This is a genomic window from Peribacillus sp. Bi96 (assembly GCF_918698115.1).
GTDB lineage: Bacteria > Bacillota > Bacilli > Bacillales > DSM-1321 > Peribacillus.
Map to the genome: position 1 here is coordinate 120,255 of NZ_CAKKLV010000003.1, position 14,931 is coordinate 135,185.

General features: G+C 39.1%; 21 protein-coding genes. 5 read left to right on the forward strand and 16 right to left on the reverse strand.

The genetic code is table 11. The annotated features are described in order from the left end of the window. Positions 1-163: 163 nt before the first annotated feature. Positions 164-574, reverse strand: a complete 411-nt coding sequence (locus LQ203_RS05240) for a CoA-binding protein (RefSeq protein ID WP_230156350.1) — start codon at positions 572-574, stop codon at positions 164-166. Positions 575-1,070: 496 nt separating this feature from the next. Here LQ203_RS05240 and plsY point away from each other — a divergent pair, with 496 nt between their 5' ends. Next, the gene (gene plsY / locus LQ203_RS05245) at positions 1,071-1,658 is read left to right on the forward strand and encodes a glycerol-3-phosphate 1-O-acyltransferase PlsY (RefSeq protein WP_230156352.1); all 588 of its coding nucleotides are present in this window, start codon (positions 1,071-1,073) and stop codon (positions 1,656-1,658) included. A gap of 61 nt (positions 1,659-1,719) precedes the next feature. Here the strand turns inward: plsY and LQ203_RS05250 are convergent, their stop codons facing one another. After that, positions 1,720-3,018, reverse strand: coding sequence for a globin-coupled sensor protein (locus tag LQ203_RS05250; protein WP_230156353.1), 1,299 nt, complete (start codon positions 3,016-3,018; stop codon positions 1,720-1,722). Between the two features lie 350 nt (positions 3,019-3,368). Between LQ203_RS05250 and LQ203_RS05255 the strand changes: the two genes are divergently transcribed. Next, positions 3,369-3,518: a YycC family protein gene (locus LQ203_RS05255; RefSeq protein ID WP_230156354.1), complete on the forward strand. Its 150-nt coding sequence runs from the start codon at positions 3,369-3,371 to the stop codon at positions 3,516-3,518. A 205-nt stretch (positions 3,519-3,723) separates the two neighbouring features. Here the strand turns inward: LQ203_RS05255 and LQ203_RS27435 are convergent, their stop codons facing one another. Beyond that, positions 3,724-3,858, reverse strand: coding sequence for a hypothetical protein (locus LQ203_RS27435; protein WP_290370526.1), 135 nt, complete (start codon positions 3,856-3,858; stop codon positions 3,724-3,726). 192 nt (positions 3,859-4,050) lie between these two features. Continuing rightward, positions 4,051-4,596 (reverse strand): 8-oxo-dGTP diphosphatase, encoded by a 546-nt coding sequence (locus LQ203_RS05260; protein WP_230156355.1) that lies wholly within the window; start codon positions 4,594-4,596, stop codon positions 4,051-4,053. Positions 4,597-4,685: 89 nt separating this feature from the next. On the opposite strand from LQ203_RS05260, the gene LQ203_RS05265 reads away from it, so the two are divergent. Continuing rightward, positions 4,686-4,982: a HesB/YadR/YfhF family protein gene (locus LQ203_RS05265; protein ID WP_230156356.1), complete on the forward strand. Its 297-nt coding sequence runs from the start codon at positions 4,686-4,688 to the stop codon at positions 4,980-4,982. A 43-nt stretch (positions 4,983-5,025) separates the two neighbouring features. Here LQ203_RS05265 and LQ203_RS05270 read toward each other — a convergent pair whose 3' ends face one another. The 7 genes from LQ203_RS05270 to acnA form a co-directional block, all read right to left on the reverse strand. Then, positions 5,026-5,319: a hypothetical protein gene (locus tag LQ203_RS05270; RefSeq protein ID WP_230156357.1), complete on the reverse strand. Its 294-nt coding sequence runs from the start codon at positions 5,317-5,319 to the stop codon at positions 5,026-5,028. A 26-nt stretch (positions 5,320-5,345) separates the two neighbouring features. Next, positions 5,346-5,777 (reverse strand): thioesterase family protein, encoded by a 432-nt coding sequence (locus LQ203_RS05275; protein ID WP_230156358.1) that lies wholly within the window; start codon positions 5,775-5,777, stop codon positions 5,346-5,348. A gap of 137 nt (positions 5,778-5,914) precedes the next feature. Beyond that, positions 5,915-6,160 carry a small acid-soluble spore protein Tlp gene (gene tlp, locus LQ203_RS05280; RefSeq protein ID WP_230156359.1) on the reverse strand — a complete coding sequence of 82 codons (246 nt, stop codon included), beginning with the start codon at positions 6,158-6,160 and terminating at the stop codon, positions 5,915-5,917. A gap of 67 nt (positions 6,161-6,227) precedes the next feature. Continuing rightward, positions 6,228-6,371 carry an acid-soluble spore protein N gene (locus tag LQ203_RS05285; protein WP_230156360.1) on the reverse strand — a complete coding sequence of 48 codons (144 nt, stop codon included), beginning with the start codon at positions 6,369-6,371 and terminating at the stop codon, positions 6,228-6,230. A 145-nt stretch (positions 6,372-6,516) separates the two neighbouring features. Then, positions 6,517-6,648: an FbpB family small basic protein gene (locus LQ203_RS05290; RefSeq protein ID WP_230156713.1), complete on the reverse strand. Its 132-nt coding sequence runs from the start codon at positions 6,646-6,648 to the stop codon at positions 6,517-6,519. A 264-nt stretch (positions 6,649-6,912) separates the two neighbouring features. Next, positions 6,913-7,446, reverse strand: coding sequence for a TlpA disulfide reductase family protein (locus LQ203_RS05295; RefSeq protein WP_230156361.1), 534 nt, complete (start codon positions 7,444-7,446; stop codon positions 6,913-6,915). Between the two features lie 206 nt (positions 7,447-7,652). Then, on the reverse strand, positions 7,653-10,364 hold the full coding sequence (gene acnA / locus LQ203_RS05300) for an aconitate hydratase AcnA (protein ID WP_230156362.1): 2,712 nt from the start codon (positions 10,362-10,364) through the stop codon (positions 7,653-7,655). Between the two features lie 385 nt (positions 10,365-10,749). On the opposite strand from acnA, the gene sspO reads away from it, so the two are divergent. After that, complete coding sequence (gene sspO / locus LQ203_RS05305) at positions 10,750-10,902, forward strand: small acid-soluble spore protein O (protein ID WP_034312428.1); 153 nt, start codon at positions 10,750-10,752, stop codon at positions 10,900-10,902. Positions 10,903-11,065: 163 nt separating this feature from the next. Here the strand turns inward: sspO and LQ203_RS05310 are convergent, their stop codons facing one another. Then, the gene (locus LQ203_RS05310; protein WP_230156363.1) at positions 11,066-11,329 is read right to left on the reverse strand and encodes a hypothetical protein; all 264 of its coding nucleotides are present in this window, start codon (positions 11,327-11,329) and stop codon (positions 11,066-11,068) included. A gap of 115 nt (positions 11,330-11,444) precedes the next feature. Here LQ203_RS05310 and LQ203_RS05315 point away from each other — a divergent pair, with 115 nt between their 5' ends. Further along, the gene (locus LQ203_RS05315; RefSeq protein ID WP_083450736.1) at positions 11,445-11,588 is read left to right on the forward strand and encodes a small acid-soluble spore protein P; all 144 of its coding nucleotides are present in this window, start codon (positions 11,445-11,447) and stop codon (positions 11,586-11,588) included. Positions 11,589-11,803: 215 nt separating this feature from the next. On the opposite strand, the gene LQ203_RS05320 is transcribed toward LQ203_RS05315, so the two are convergent. Genes LQ203_RS05320 through thiO form a run of 4 tightly spaced genes read right to left on the reverse strand, consistent with a single transcriptional unit; the run spans position 11,804 to position 14,931 of the window. Further along, complete coding sequence (locus tag LQ203_RS05320; protein ID WP_230156364.1) at positions 11,804-12,823, reverse strand: thiazole biosynthesis adenylyltransferase ThiF; 1,020 nt, start codon at positions 12,821-12,823, stop codon at positions 11,804-11,806. Beyond that, the gene (locus LQ203_RS05325) at positions 12,820-13,587 is read right to left on the reverse strand and encodes a thiazole synthase (RefSeq protein WP_230156366.1); all 768 of its coding nucleotides are present in this window, start codon (positions 13,585-13,587) and stop codon (positions 12,820-12,822) included. The genes LQ203_RS05320 and LQ203_RS05325 overlap by 4 nt, the downstream gene beginning before the upstream one ends. A gap of 1 nt (position 13,588) precedes the next feature. Then, entirely contained in the window at positions 13,589-13,792 is a 204-nt protein-coding gene (gene thiS, locus LQ203_RS05330) for a sulfur carrier protein ThiS (protein WP_230156369.1), read from the reverse strand. Between the two features lie 14 nt (positions 13,793-13,806). Next, positions 13,807-14,931, reverse strand: a complete 1,125-nt coding sequence (gene thiO, locus LQ203_RS05335; protein WP_230156370.1) for a glycine oxidase ThiO — start codon at positions 14,929-14,931, stop codon at positions 13,807-13,809.

A 14,931-nucleotide genomic window follows, 5' to 3' on the forward strand; every position in this document is an offset into this window, starting at 1 on the left:
TTCATTTGGCAAATATACTTTTACTATTTTAATCAAATTAATCTCAAATTTGCTTGGCTATGCCCGCCCGCTAATAGCCCGCTATAGCTGGGCCTAATTGATTTTCTCCAGCTGAGACATCGGCAAACTTTTAAAAAAGAGCGGAATTTCCGCTCTTTTTATATTACTTAGTAAGGGCGTGTTCGACTTTTATACATCGATCCATGATGACAGTATAACCTTTTTCTTTCAAAAAATTATAGGCTTCCTCATTTTCTACACCCAGCTGCGCCCAAAAAATATCAGCATCGATTTCTGCAAATTCTTTAGCAATCTCCGGTAGAAACTCTGAACGGCGAAAAACATTGACGATATCGATATGCCCTTCAATATCTTTCAGGGCTTTCACTGCCTTAACTCCCAATACTTCAGATACAGCAGGGTTTACCGGGATGATTTCATACCCGCTATCCTGCATCGCCTTCGATACCATATAAGAAGTACGCTCAGGATTATTTGATAAACCGACAACAGCAATGCGCTTCGATTTTTTCAACATCTGACCCATTTCTTCCCTGCTTGGATTTTCTATCATACTTATCAATCCCCTTTATAATAAAATGTAATAATTGCATAAAGAGTATACCTTAACAAAGATATTTTACAGAGAAAAGCTGATTATTACCATAATAAAGAAAAACAATTATATAACAAAGAGAAAGTATTTTTAAAGGTATGTCTCACTCAATTATCTTTATATTTTATACAGACTACCATGTTTTGTATCAATTTATACAAATGGGTATCCTCCATTTATATTAACGAAAATAAGAAAACATAAACCCTTTATCCTTCAGAGAACTTAAACGTATATCAAAAGATGCATGTTCATCAAGGGAAATTCATTTTTTTAGTGGATTTTTTTTCGGACAGCCATACCATTTTGTCACGAAAATGTTACAATAAGAGAAACTTATCAGGTATTTTAAGGCTGTTTTTGACTATTTCACGTCTATTTTTGAAAAAGGGAACAATCAGCCTCTTAAACGTGATAAAATAAGAAGATTTTTCTTTAAAGAAAGGGTCATAGAATGCTTACATTTATCACTATACTGTCTGCCTACTTGATTGGATCGATTCCTTCCGGTTTAATTATCGGAAAAACCTTTTACAAGATCGACATCCGGGAGCATGGCAGTAAAAATCTGGGCGGGACAAATACCTTCCGGACACTAGGTGTCAAGGCAGGGCTTACCGTTACGATCATGGATATACTTAAAGGGACTTTAGCTACTTTTCTTCCTGTATTGCTAGGCGTGGAAATGAATTTATTGCTAGCCGGCGTTTTTGCAGTCATCGGGCATATGTTTCCCATTTTCGCAAACTTTCGGGGCGGAAAAGCGGTGGCAACTTCTGCTGGTGTCATTCTTGCTTATGAACCATTATTTTTTGTGATTGCCGTTATCATATTCTTCATTACCTTATACATATCCAAATATGTCTCGCTTTCTTCCATGATTGCTTGTCTTCTTGCTCTTATATACAGTTTAGTATTTCATACTAAGGATTTTCCCCTTATTATTGTAATGGCTATATTGACAATTTTCATTTTTTACCGGCATCGGGCGAACATCAAACGGATTATCGATAAAACTGAACCAAAAGTCAAATGGTTTTAAGAGGAAGTTTTGACGCATATCCAAATATAAATAAGCCCGTCCGCACGGGCTTATTTATATTCTATAATTCATTTGCCGTGTTGTTCAGGATGCCGGCATGTCCTGACACCTTTTCAGTAGAGTTCCCTATATCTTGGATGACGGATACTAATCCCTGTATTGTCATTTCCATCTCTTTTGAATCCGTTATATTTCCTTCGATCACTCCTATAATTTCATTGAAGGACTTTTCGGTTAAATCCGATTCTTCTTCACCCGCTTGAACGACTCCCTTGACCTTGTGTATGGAATCAACCACTTCTCTCATAAATTCACCGGAAGTATGAACGATTGCATCTATCTCAGTGATTGAATTTTTAGTCTGTTCAGCAAGCTTCCTGACTTCATTCGCAACAACCGCAAATCCTTTACCATGTTCACCAGCACGTGCTGCCTCGATGGCTGAGTTCAATGATAGTAAATTTGTCTGGTCGGCTATCCCCTGAACAAGCTTTACAAACTCGGTAATGCTTAGGAAAGATTGGTTTAACAAAATGATATTTTCATCAACATTTTTCATGAATATAACAAGGTTTTGTATCTTTTCCGTCAAGGTCTGCATGCGATTCTGCCCCTCTTCAGCTATCGTTCTTGAATGAAGTGTTTGTTCAGCCCGCGTTGCAATTTGCTCTTTGACATAATACCCGTTTTCTATCAGCTGTTTAACGGATGCATCCGTTTCTTTACTTAATAATAGTACTTCTTCACTAATCAGCGAGATTTTCTTTTTCACTTCCTCTTTTATTTCATTATAATGATTTTCCCTTGCTTTTAAATTTTCCGCTTCATAGGCTTCAAGTACTAATTGCTGTTCGAGATTGAGTATTTTTCCTATCGCTGTTATTAGTGCCCGTTGCTCTTCTTCATTCTTTGTTTGTTCATAGACAATCTTCAGCAATAAATTCTCTACATTTTGAAAACCGGATGAATACCAGCGGGGCTGTAAGCCAATTCGATAATGAGTCTTCGCCACCTTCGTTCGTAATTGAACAAATTCATCGTCAATCACACCATTGAATAGTGATAGCATATGAGAAATTAGCGTTTTCCTCAATTTTTCCACTGTGCTGTGCTGCGTTATTATCCTTTTCAAATCAGGAACCTGTAGAATCGTTTGATAAAAGGCATCCACAACTCTTTCAACCTGAGGTTCGATTGCCGCTCTAAAAGCATGAATCAATTTTAAATCGAATTCGTTTAAATCAATGATATTTACCTGAAGTCTCACTTGTACACTGCTTACATTCAATATACCATCCATGTCTTTTGCTTTTTGAAGCCAGATTGCTTTTTCCGGCTTCGCTTTTATGAAAAAGCCCATTTCCTACTACCTCCTGTTCTTATAGATTGAGATTAGGTGAACCTTAAGAAATCCTATCAAATCAACACCAACCTTTATACCAGTTTTATCAAAAATCCAATGAAATTTTCGTAATAAAAACCAAAAAATAGTTCGTTAAGACTACACCTTTTTACTTTATTCTGCTCTCCAGCCAACTCATTGTCAAGGTTAAATGAACTAGGTGATTCCTGCATTCATCTACGACTTTCCATCAAAGGTTTGGTAAAGGTTACTTGTTTAATGAAGAAATGGCCATGTAAGGATTGAATAATAGAAGTGCACAGGATAAACTGGAACTAGTTAATAATCTACTAATAGGAGAAATATCCATGAAGCCATTACAAATCTCACCGGAAACCGCATTAAAGTTATCCAAGTCCCTTAACTTACCCTTGGAGCAAATCATGCATATGCCTACACCCATCTTGCTGAGAAAGCTTGCAGAGGCTGAAGCAAAAGAAAAAGAAAATACAAAATAGCTACAGGAATCTGCAGCTATCAGACTGTAGGCAAACTTGATATTCATCAAGTTTGCCTATATTTTTTTTATGGTTTTTACAATTTAAACGTTGATGGAACGCAGACATTCGCTCCAATCCACTTTGTTTTAACAGTTGAATAGAACTCCAATTGCCATTGACTACAGTCTACTTGAGGTATTACGGATGCTCACTAAACTTGTTTCTATTCAGTGAGTTCAACTTTATATGTATACTTTAGATCCACTTTTGCCATCGAACGTATTTGATTCGTTAAATAGAGGCCGCCATTGATTTCACGTTCAATAACATTCATAGAATTCATCGTAAACATATTCATGTTTACGAAAAAATCCTTCTTGTGCCTGTTTGTGTATATGGCAAGGCAGGTGTAATCTCATTTTCAAATAAGTATCTCGTACTATTGGGTGTTATATAAGCTGCATCTGCGGCAACAGGTTCGGGATTTCCAACTCTTCTAATCACGTTTACCTTTGCCCGGCTGGTGAATCCTTGAAGTATTCTATAACGACTACAGAAGGATATCGTGAATATAATCACCGAAAGAAAAACCGCGCATGGGCGGTTTTAAATGGTTCAACGTCAACTTTCTAGCAACATGAGGCAAATGCTTCTTTTTGACGGATATTAATTGATCATTTTCATAGATACAAGCAAACTCCAGTGGTGGGTCATCCAATAATATATCCCTTAGGTAATACTTTATGTTGGACACGACTTCATCCGCCTCCATTACCCATTGATATGGCTTCCACGCAAGCTTTCCTTCATCACAGGCACTAAGTCTCCCCCCAGTATCTTCAGCTCGGTAGACATACATTCCGCCCGTTTGGTTCCATGTCACTAACCCTCGAAAGGTCAGCCTCTTCACCCTTAATCCAGTTTCTTCAAGAATTTCGCGTTCCATCGATTCACGGATAGTTTCACCTTGTTCTATTTTCCCACCTATCCCATTCCATTTATGCCTATTCGGTTCTTTTTTGCGAAATAGCATCAACACTTCATCTTCGGTGGATCTTGTTCGAGTAATGAAACATATATTATATATAATTTCCATGGTGTTTCCTTTCTGAAACGCACAATATTCGCATCTACTTCATTATTACTTTATACTTAAATAACGAACCTTTAGGAAGGAGAATTAATATGAAACTGACCATTTCCGATCAAGCAGCTAAGTGGTATATTGATGAGTTGGAGCTACAAGAAGGCTCACATTTGCGCTTTTATGTAAGATATGGTGGATATAGTACCGTCCAAAGCGGATTTTCATTGGGTATCATGCAAGAAGAACCTGAAAATGCAGCAGCCGTATTAACAATAAATAAAATTAATTTCTATGTAGAAGAAAAAGATATCTGGTACTTTGATGGTCATGATTTACATATTACCTTTAACGAAAATCTGACTGAACCTGAATTTCATTATGAAAAAAGTGCATGACCATGCAGCAGCTTCCTGTAAGCTGCTGTTGCATTTTTTCTAATTAATCGAGCAGCAATTCATTAATATTTTCCGCTTTAAGAATTTCCTTTTGCTTATCACCTAATAGGTCATAATGCGAGTAGCCATCCTTCCTGTGATGAATCCACTCTTTTTTCAGACCGTATTTCTTACCCCACTCCGATAAACGATCTAAATCTTTGCACCCCACTTTTGTGACCGTCTTGCAACCAGGAAATCGGTCATCCAGCCAATAATGAGTTAAAAAGGCAATTTGACCTTGATCGATTTGCTGCTTCCAGGCCACTACATCTGCCCGTTTAATGCCAAAAGCCATTTATAAAATCACCTCAATTATTGTAATTAAACCATTTCATCCTGTTTTTTATTTTTCTCATAGGCCTCATGCCAATCTGGAAACATTCGTTTGATGGATATTGGGCGGAAGCTGTCCTTTTTAACACAAACGTGTGAGGAATGACCAGTGGCCGCCACTTCACTTTTCCCATTAACGATTTCATAACCATAAATGACCCGTAAGCCGTCATACAATTCGATCCAGGTCTTTACCTTTACCTTATCACCATATCGGACAGGTGTTTTATACGTAGCCTGAATATCCATGACAGGCGAAAGGATTCCATCCGCTTCCATATCTGCATAATAAAACCCTAAATCATTAATCAATTTTGTTCTGCCTAGTTCCATCCATATAAAATAATTTGCATGGTAAACGACACCCATTTGGTCCGTCTCGGCATACCGCACTTCAATTTCGTTTTCAGCTATGAACATTTTCTTTCCCCACTTTCATTTCTAAAGCAATATAAACATTTTACCATAACAGCAGTTCAACATTCATTTATGCTGTTTTGACAGGAAAATGGAAAGGGAAGAAAGATTTCGATCTTCTTTCTCCCCTACCTATCCACTTAAATATTATCGTTATTATAACCGCTTTCCCGTGCTTCTTGCTCATCTTGCATTTCTTCCTTCATGCCATCAATGCTCTTTCTTCTTCGCTCATTTTTTGCCTCTATTGCCATTTTCCCCTCCCCAGAAGAGAATGATAACGTTTCATTTGCTTCGGTTATGTTCTCTTCAGTATTTTGAATCGCATCCTGTATTTTTTCAACATTATCCAAACGATTATCCTGATTGTGTTTATCTGTGCCCATTATTTCCACCTCAAGTTAATTTTAGTTTACATAATAATATTATTACAAATCGTTATTCAGGCTATCCTTACTCGCCTTTAGTTTGAATTACCTGAGCATGTTTGCCTGATTTGTCCTGCATTTGCTTGCCATTATTCCCACCGGCTGCTCTTGGTTGTGTTCCCAGATGGCTCGGTCTAAAGTGTTTGGAATCTTTTTTTGGATTACTCATTTTATCGCCTCCTTCTCTTATCATGGATAAAAAGGAGGCATTTCATGAATGCCAGTTTTTGAAAAGGCCAAGAAAAAGAGCCAGCACATTGAAGAGGACCTTCAAAGTACAGGCTCATATTTTCGAACGAAAGCCTTGGCAAATGTTATTCAGCCTTTTGCATATGCCTTTTTTCAATACGTTCCTCAAGTCTTTCCATTTGTTTAAGGTCCATCAGTAATTCCTTTTTATTTTCTTTAATTAATTCTTCAAATGTTCTTTTTCTTTTTTTCATGATTTTCACCTACTTATTTTTAGTTTATTATTCAGCATGGCCAAATTAACGTAAAATTATGACTATATGGTTTCCATTTCATAAATTGTCATAATTATCAGTTTTTTCAAACCGATAATTTTCTATTACTATGCCCTCTATACTTTAACCCTTTTTCGTGTATATTAACCAAAAATTTCGAATTTTTTTAAATCTTTTCATTAACTTTTGACAATTTTGTTAACATATTTTAGTTCCATGAGAAAACGGAACCGTTAAAAGGTTCCGCTACTGCATGCTATTGATATTTCGCTCCATATCTTTTAGTTGCATGGCCGAAATTACCTTATGCCTGATGATGCCTTCTTTGTCGATGAAGTATGTAGTCGGAATGCTAAGAATCTTATAAAGCTCATTCACTGGATTTTTTGCACTTTGACTGTCCAAAGGAATGGTAAAAGTTATCCCATTTTCCTCTGCAAATGCTCGGACATCGTTTTCCGGGTCAATATTGACAGCAAGAATGACCACATCATCACCTGCCTGCTGCGAATATTTCTGCATATCCGGCATTTCCTTTTTACATGGCGGACACCACGTAGCCCAGAAGTTCAGCATTACCTTTTTTCCTTTATAATCCGATAATTCAACCTGTTTACCATCCAAAGTCTCTAGGGAGAAATTCGGCGCTTTAGCGCCAATATTCAATCCTCCCAAAGAATCTTTTTCCTCATTTTTGGTCGGTTCATTACCCATCGCCTGCACGATCGCTACCGTAATCAGTGACAGTAAGACAACCGAAGCAATAATTTTTTTAACCATACTCGTCCCCCTAGTCCCATTACAACCAAAATATTTGCCCGTTTCCAGAAATAGAACAACTTCCTACTCCATCTTAACAATAAAAGGATATCCGGAAAAGTGCTTATCCTATAATCATATCATGTTATTCCTCTGTTTCAAAAACTTGACACACAAAAAAAAGCGGTAAACCTAACTTGTAGGTTTACCGCTGTAAAAAAGCTGAATTAGCCTTTTAATTTATTACGTAATACCATTTGAAGGATACCGCCATGACGGTAGTAGTCGATTTCGATTTCAGAGTCGAAACGAACAAGTACATCAAATTCTTTTACGTTTCCAGCTTCATCAGTAGCTGTAACTGTTACGATATCACGTGGTTTAACTGTTTCGTCGACTTTAACAGCAATCGCTTCTTTACCAGTTAATCCTAGTGTTTCAGCGTTTTCGCCTTCTTTGAATTGAAGAGGAAGAACACCCATTAACGCAAGGTTAGAACGGTGAATACGTTCGAAGCTTTCAGCGATAACTGTTTTGATGCCAAGAAGGTTAGTACCTTTTGCAGCCCAGTCACGAGAGCTTCCCATACCGTAGTCTTTACCAGCAATTACAGCAAGACCTGTTCCATCAGCTTTGTATTTCATACAAGCATCATAGATAGCCATTACGTCGCCAGTTGGCCAGTAAGTAGTGTAACCACCTTCTGTACCTGGAGCAACTTGGTTACGGATACGAATGTTAGCGAATGTTCCGCGCATCATTGCTTCATGGTTACCACGACGAGAACCGTAAGAGTTAAAGTCACGTGGTTTCACTCCGTTTTCACGAAGGTAGATACCAGCTGGTGTATCTTTACCGATTGCACCTGCAGGAGAAATGTGGTCAGTTGTTACTGAGTCACCGAATTTACCTACTACGCGCAAGCCAGAAAGTGGGTTAACGGAACCTGGTTCTGGTGATAATCCTTCAAAGAATGGAGGATTTTGAATGTATGTTGATTTAGAATCGAAAGCGTAAATCGCTTCGTTGCTTGTTTGGATTTCATTCCAACGTTTGTTATCGTTGAATACCGTTTCGTATTCTTTACGGAATAATTCCGGTGTTACCGTTGCTTTAACAGCAGCGTTAACTTCTTCTTGTGATGGCCAGATATCAGCAAGATACACATCGTTGCCGTCTTTATCTTTACCAAGTGAATCATTGTTAAGATCGAAGTCCACAGTACCAGCAAGTGCATATGCTACAACCAAAGTTGGAGAAGCAAGGTAGTTTGCTTTCACTAATGGATGAATACGACCTTCGAAGTTACGGTTACCCGAAAGTACTGAAGTTACTAGAAGATCTGCTTCAGCAACTGCCGCTTCGATTTCGTCCGCTAATGGACCTGAGTTACCGATACATGTTGTACAGCCGTAACCAACTACGTTGAATCCTAATTGATCAAGGTATGTTTGAAGACCTGCATCACGAAGGTAACCAGTAACAACTTTAGAACCTGGTGCTAATGATGTTTTTACATAATCCGGAACAGTCAAGCCTTTTTCAACTGCTTTCTTAGCAATAAGACCTGCCCCAAGCATTACGTATGGGTTAGAAGTATTTGTACAGCTTGTGATTGCAGCAATTGCGATCGCACCTGTTTTCATTACCGTTTCTTTACCATCGGCAAATTTAACAGTTACTTCTTTATCCAATTCAGAGTTGTCCATGCCGAAACCTTGGTTACCCATAGGTGCATTGATAGCATCATGGAAAGATTGTTTCATTTGAGAAAGTGGAATCAAATCTTGCGGGCGTTTAGGGCCTGAAAGGTTTGGTTCAATTGCTGAAAGGTCGATTTCCACAACATCATTGTATGCTGGATCTTCGTTTTCAGGAGAGTAGAACAATCCATTTTCTTTGCAGTAAGATTCAACCACTTTAATTTGTTTTTCATCACGGCCTGTTAAGCGCATGTAATCGATCGCTTCTGCATCAACAGGGAAGAAACCAACTGTAGCACCGTATTCAGGAGCCATGTTAGCGATTGTTGCACGGTCAGCAAGTGGAAGGTATCCTACTCCAGGACCGTAGAACTCAACAAATTTACCAACTACGCCGTGTGCACGAAGAACTTGAGTCACTTTCAATGCAAGGTCAGTAGCTGTTGTTCCTTTAGGAAGTTGACCAGTCAGTTTTACACCGACTACTTTAGGTACCGGGAAGTATGAAGGCTGTCCAAGCATGCCTGCTTCTGCTTCGATACCGCCGACGCCCCAACCAAGAACACCAATACCGTTGATCATTGTAGTATGAGAATCTGTACCGAATACAGAGTCAGGGAATACTTCAAAATCTCCGCTTGGAGTTTCAACTGCATGCACTACGTTCGCAAGGTACTCAAGGTTAACTTGGTGAACGATACCAGTTGCTGGTGGAACCGCACGGTAGTTATTGAATGATTTTTGAGCCCAGCTTAGGAACTGGTAACGCTCTGCATTACGTTCGAATTCAAGATCCATATTGGCATCAAGGGAATCGATTGTACCTGCTTTATCAACTTGTACAGAGTGGTCAATTACAAGGTCAACTGGAATTTCCGGGTTGATTTTGTCAGGATCTCCACCAAGTGCAGCGAATGCATTACGTAGAGAAGCTAAATCAACAACAACTGGAACACCAGTGAAATCTTGTAGGATAACACGAGATGGCTTGAAAGGAACATCTATATCTTGTTGCTCGCTTGTTCCCCATTTAGCAAGGTTCGCAACATGTTCTTTTGTGATTACTCTTCCGTCTACTTGGCGAAGTACCGCTTCAAGTAACACTTTAATGGAATATGGAAGGCGAGATACTTGGCCGTCCCCTGCTTTTTCAATAGCTTCTAGGCTGTAGTAGTTGTAGCGTTTCCCTTCAATTTCAAAGGATTTACGCGCTTGGTATACGTCATTTTTCGTCATGAATATTACCCCCTATTAAACTGTCAGAACGTATTCTGCACATAAAAGTAAAACCTGGTTCACTGAAACCATGTTTACAATAAATATAAGTAAAAAAGTTAGTTTGTCGAATTTTCTCTATCTTCTCCCACCCTAACTCTTCCTTCAACTTAATACTAATATAGAATTGAGTATAAGTAAATATCAAGAAAGTTATTGTTTTTGATAAGTTTCTCTTATAGAAAAAATTCCCTCACATATTAAAGTGCTTTTAGAAAGCCTTGCTGATAGGCCATTTATTGAAAATCCTCCCATTTTTGACCTGATAAATTATTCCAGTAAAACTTATTACTCATACATACATAATCATTCAGCATTATCGCATTCTATGGATGGAGGTGTCGAAATGACAAAACAAAAGGCTAATCATGTAATACCAGGCATGAATGCGGCAAAAGCGCAAGGTAATGGAGCGGGATACAATGATGAATTGGGAAATGAACCGCCATTATCCGAAATGCAAAGGCAAAATAATAAAAAAAGAAAGAAAAACCAATGATCTTCCTCATCTCTAGGCTTTAAACAGGAAAGGCTTTTTGAAAATGCAGATACTCTGCATTTCTCAAAAAGCCTATTCCATTCTCAAGTAAAACGCGTAAACTTATGAGTAAAGTGCATAAACTCACGAATAAACGAGGATGGTTCTGAACAGAATCAGTCACTCAATAGTCCTCTGAATTGACTTCATTGACGATAGCTTGTATATCCTGTTCGAATTGTTTCAATTGTTCTCGCTGATGCTCGGAAGCAGTGACTAAAGCAGATTGTATTTGCTGATAGGCCTCGTTCACTTCTTGCTTCACATGTTTCAATTCTGTGCCGTAGTTCGGTGTGGTCTTTTCTAAGGATGAATATACATCATTTACTTGTTGGTAACTTTGCTGGGCTTCTTGGAATGTCCTTCGCTTATCTTGTTTATCCTGCATTAGTGTTCAGCTCCTTAATTAGTATCCATCCATAGGATGTACGAGGTTTTCAAATATATGTATGTGAATAAAATTTCGCGGACTGATTATCTTAAGTAGTAGGAGGGATCAACACATGAACAAAAATGATGGTAAAGATATTCGAAAAAATGCACCTAAAGGAAATAACCCAGGACAACCTGCCCCGCTAAGCGGTTCACATAAGGTGAAAAATAGACAGCACTCCCGTCAGAAACATAACAGCAGTCACGATATGTAATGTAAGCTTTTATATATGCGTTCCATAACGAAGCGGTGCCGCCCTTTAAAAAGGCAGACACCGCTTTTCTTCTATTATTAATATTTACGCAAAAACAAAACGCGGATAGCAAAAAACTTCCTATTATATGCCCGTTTTTTTGAGCGACTCTTTCACTTACCCAAAACCGTTTATCGTGAATATTTAGTGATAGCCATTCCCGTTATCAAAGTTATTCAGCCAAAATAGCGGTGATATAACGTTTTGGCCTCTGCAATATCTTTTGTTCCATGTATCAAGGCTCGTCCGTCTTTAAAAACGACCAACCGATGGGTTCCGATTGTAAATGAAAGTAAATAAGGATTTCTTTCGATTTTACCACCTTGAGCCAGCAGATTTTTTTCGAGTTCCTCAAAATCTCTATCGTGCTTCATCGACGGCCGAATCTGGACAGAGTCCCTTCCGCATAAAACGGCTGTTTTTGTTCGATTCGAATAAGATAGGTGGGGATAGGTTGGATTCTTCCCACATGACAAACAACAGTCATTTTTTAATTTCGCTACATTTATGGATGAATGTTCGTTTTTCCAAAGATCGAATGAAACGATTTTGTTTCTTAGAGATGCATAATCGTCGACAAGAATTTTTAAAGCTTCTGTCATTTGATGGGCAACGACGGTTTGTACGGCAGGGCTAATGATTCCCGCCGTATCACAAGTCATCCCTCCCATTGGAACCGTTTCCAGCAAGCAATTCAAACATGGGGTCACCCCAGGGATCACCGTGAAACTTATCCCATAACTCCCTACACAGGCCCCGTAAATCCATGGTATTTTAAATTTTTGTGCACTATCGTTAATAAGCATCCTCGTATCGAAATTATCAGTTGCGTCCACTATTAAATCCACGCCACAAACGAGTCGCTCCAGTTCATCAACCGAGACATCAGACACAAGCGATTTTACGATAACATCTGAATTTAACGCATTTAAACGATTCTTGGCAGCCACTGCTTTTGGTATTCTTTTTTCAGCATCCTCTTCACAATAAAGCTGTTGTCTTTGAAGATTGCTCCACTCAACATAATCTCTGTCAACAATGGTCAGTTTCCCAATTCCTGCACGTACAAGGCTTTCCGCGCTTCCCGTACCGAGAGCACCCGCTCCAATCACCAAAACATGTTTTTGGCGAATTTTCGATTGCCCTTCTACCCCTATTGGGACAAAAAGAGCTTGACGTGAATAACGCTCATTCATCCAATGCTCATTCCTTCAACTGGACTGCTTGCAATGGCATACTCATTTTTTTCTATTCTGCCGGCTTCATAACCCAAGCGACCTGCCTCAATGGCAAGTTTCATTGCTTTCGCCATCTTGATTGGATCTTTTGCACCGGATACTGCAGTATTAAGCAGAACACCATCTGCCCCTAATTCCATGGCGATTGCCGCATCTGAGGGTGTTCCTATCCCCGCATCAACAATTACTGGAACATCGGATTGTTCCATGATGAATCGTAAGTTCAGTGGGTTTATAATGCCTTGACCAGAGCCAATTGGTGAAGCACCAGGCATGATTGCATGGCAACCCACTTCTTCAAGCCGTTTTGCAAGCAACACGTCATCCGAAGTATAGGGTAATACGATGAATCCAAGTTTCACTAATTCTTCAGCGGCTTTCAAGGTTTCAATTGGATCAGGCAGTAGTGTTTTTTGACAACCAATGACTTCTACCTTAATCATGTCACATAAACCAGAGGCCTTTGCAAGCTGGGCTATGCGCACTGCTTCTTTAGCCGTTTTAGCTCCTGCTGTATTGGGAAGGAGTGTATATTTTTTCAAATCAAGCTTTTCTAAGAAATTAGGTTGAGTGGCTTCAAAGATATTCATTCTCCGGACTGCAAAAGTTAATATTTCCGTCTCTGAAACTTCCACCGATTGCTTTTGAACATCGAAATTCGGATATTTTCCAGTACCTAATAATAATCTTGAAGAAAATTCATAAGAACCAATCTTTAACATATCATCCGCCTCCTACAAAATGTACAATCTCTACCTTGTCACCATTTGACAAACGTGTTTCACTTTGATTTTCTTTTGCCAGTATTTCATCATTCAATTCAACGATCACTACTTTATGATGTAAATTAAAGTGTTGCAAAAGTTCTGCAACAGTTGACTCATCTTCAGGAATGCGTATTTTTTCCCCGTTAATAATCAATTCCAATTCAATCACCTCCATTAAGAAAAAATGGTCTGTATCGAACGATTCAATCGAAAAGCGGACCATTCAGGATTTGTCTTTCTTTCCACAAGGTCCGCTATAAGCACGCCTGTAATTGGAGAAAGAAGGATACCATTCCTGTAGTGACCCGTTGCAATGAAAAGCCCTTTGCATGCTGGATGTTCACCAAAGTACGGCAGGCCATCACCTGTTTGAGGGCGTATGCCTGCCCATGTTTTTTCCCATTCGGTTCCTTTTATTGCCGGAAGCAATCGCGTTGCCTTTTCTATTAACGTCGAAATCCCTTCCATACTTACCTTTTGATCGAATGTGTTCGCTTTAACCGTTGCCCCGACAATGATTCTCCCGCCAACTTTGGGTACAAGATAGCAGCCATGTGAAAAGATCGTTTTTTCTAGCAATGGACGATCAGTCAGGACGGAAAAGCACTCTCCCTTTACCGGGTAGGTATCGAGGTTTATCCCTGATTTTTCAAGGAGGAAAGCACTCCACGCCCCACTTGCTACAATTACATTTTCACTAGAGAATTCGCCTATATTAGTGACTACTCCTTTTACAGAGCCGTTTTCCGTACGAAAATCAGAGACATGGACAAATTCCCTTATATCAACACCAAGGGCAGCTGCAGATTTACTAAAAGCGAGCGACAGACTTGTTGCTGAGACTTGTCCATCCTTCGGGATATACATGGCACCCTTAATCTCATCCGAAAGAAGCGGTTCCGATTTCCTTATATCGGCAGTCGATAACCATTCCGCCTCAAGTCCGGCGTTTTGCTGGATTTTGATCATGTTCTTCATCTCGGCTACCTGATCATTCGTTAAGGCCACTTTAAACATACCTTTATTCACTAATTCGATGTCTATTCCGCTTATGTCTTTCAATTCTTCTGCAAGGGCTGGAAACATCCCCCTGCTTTTGCTTGCCAATGTAAAAAGGGGGTTATCAGCTTCCAACTCGGATTGAGCTCCTAACATCCCGGCTGCAGCACTGGATGCTTTACTGGCAAGTCTATCTTTTTCCAATAAAAGGACCTTTTTACCTCGTTTGGCTAATTGAAAAGCAATGGATCCACCAATTACTCCTCCTCCAACAATGATTGAATCATATATGGAATTCAT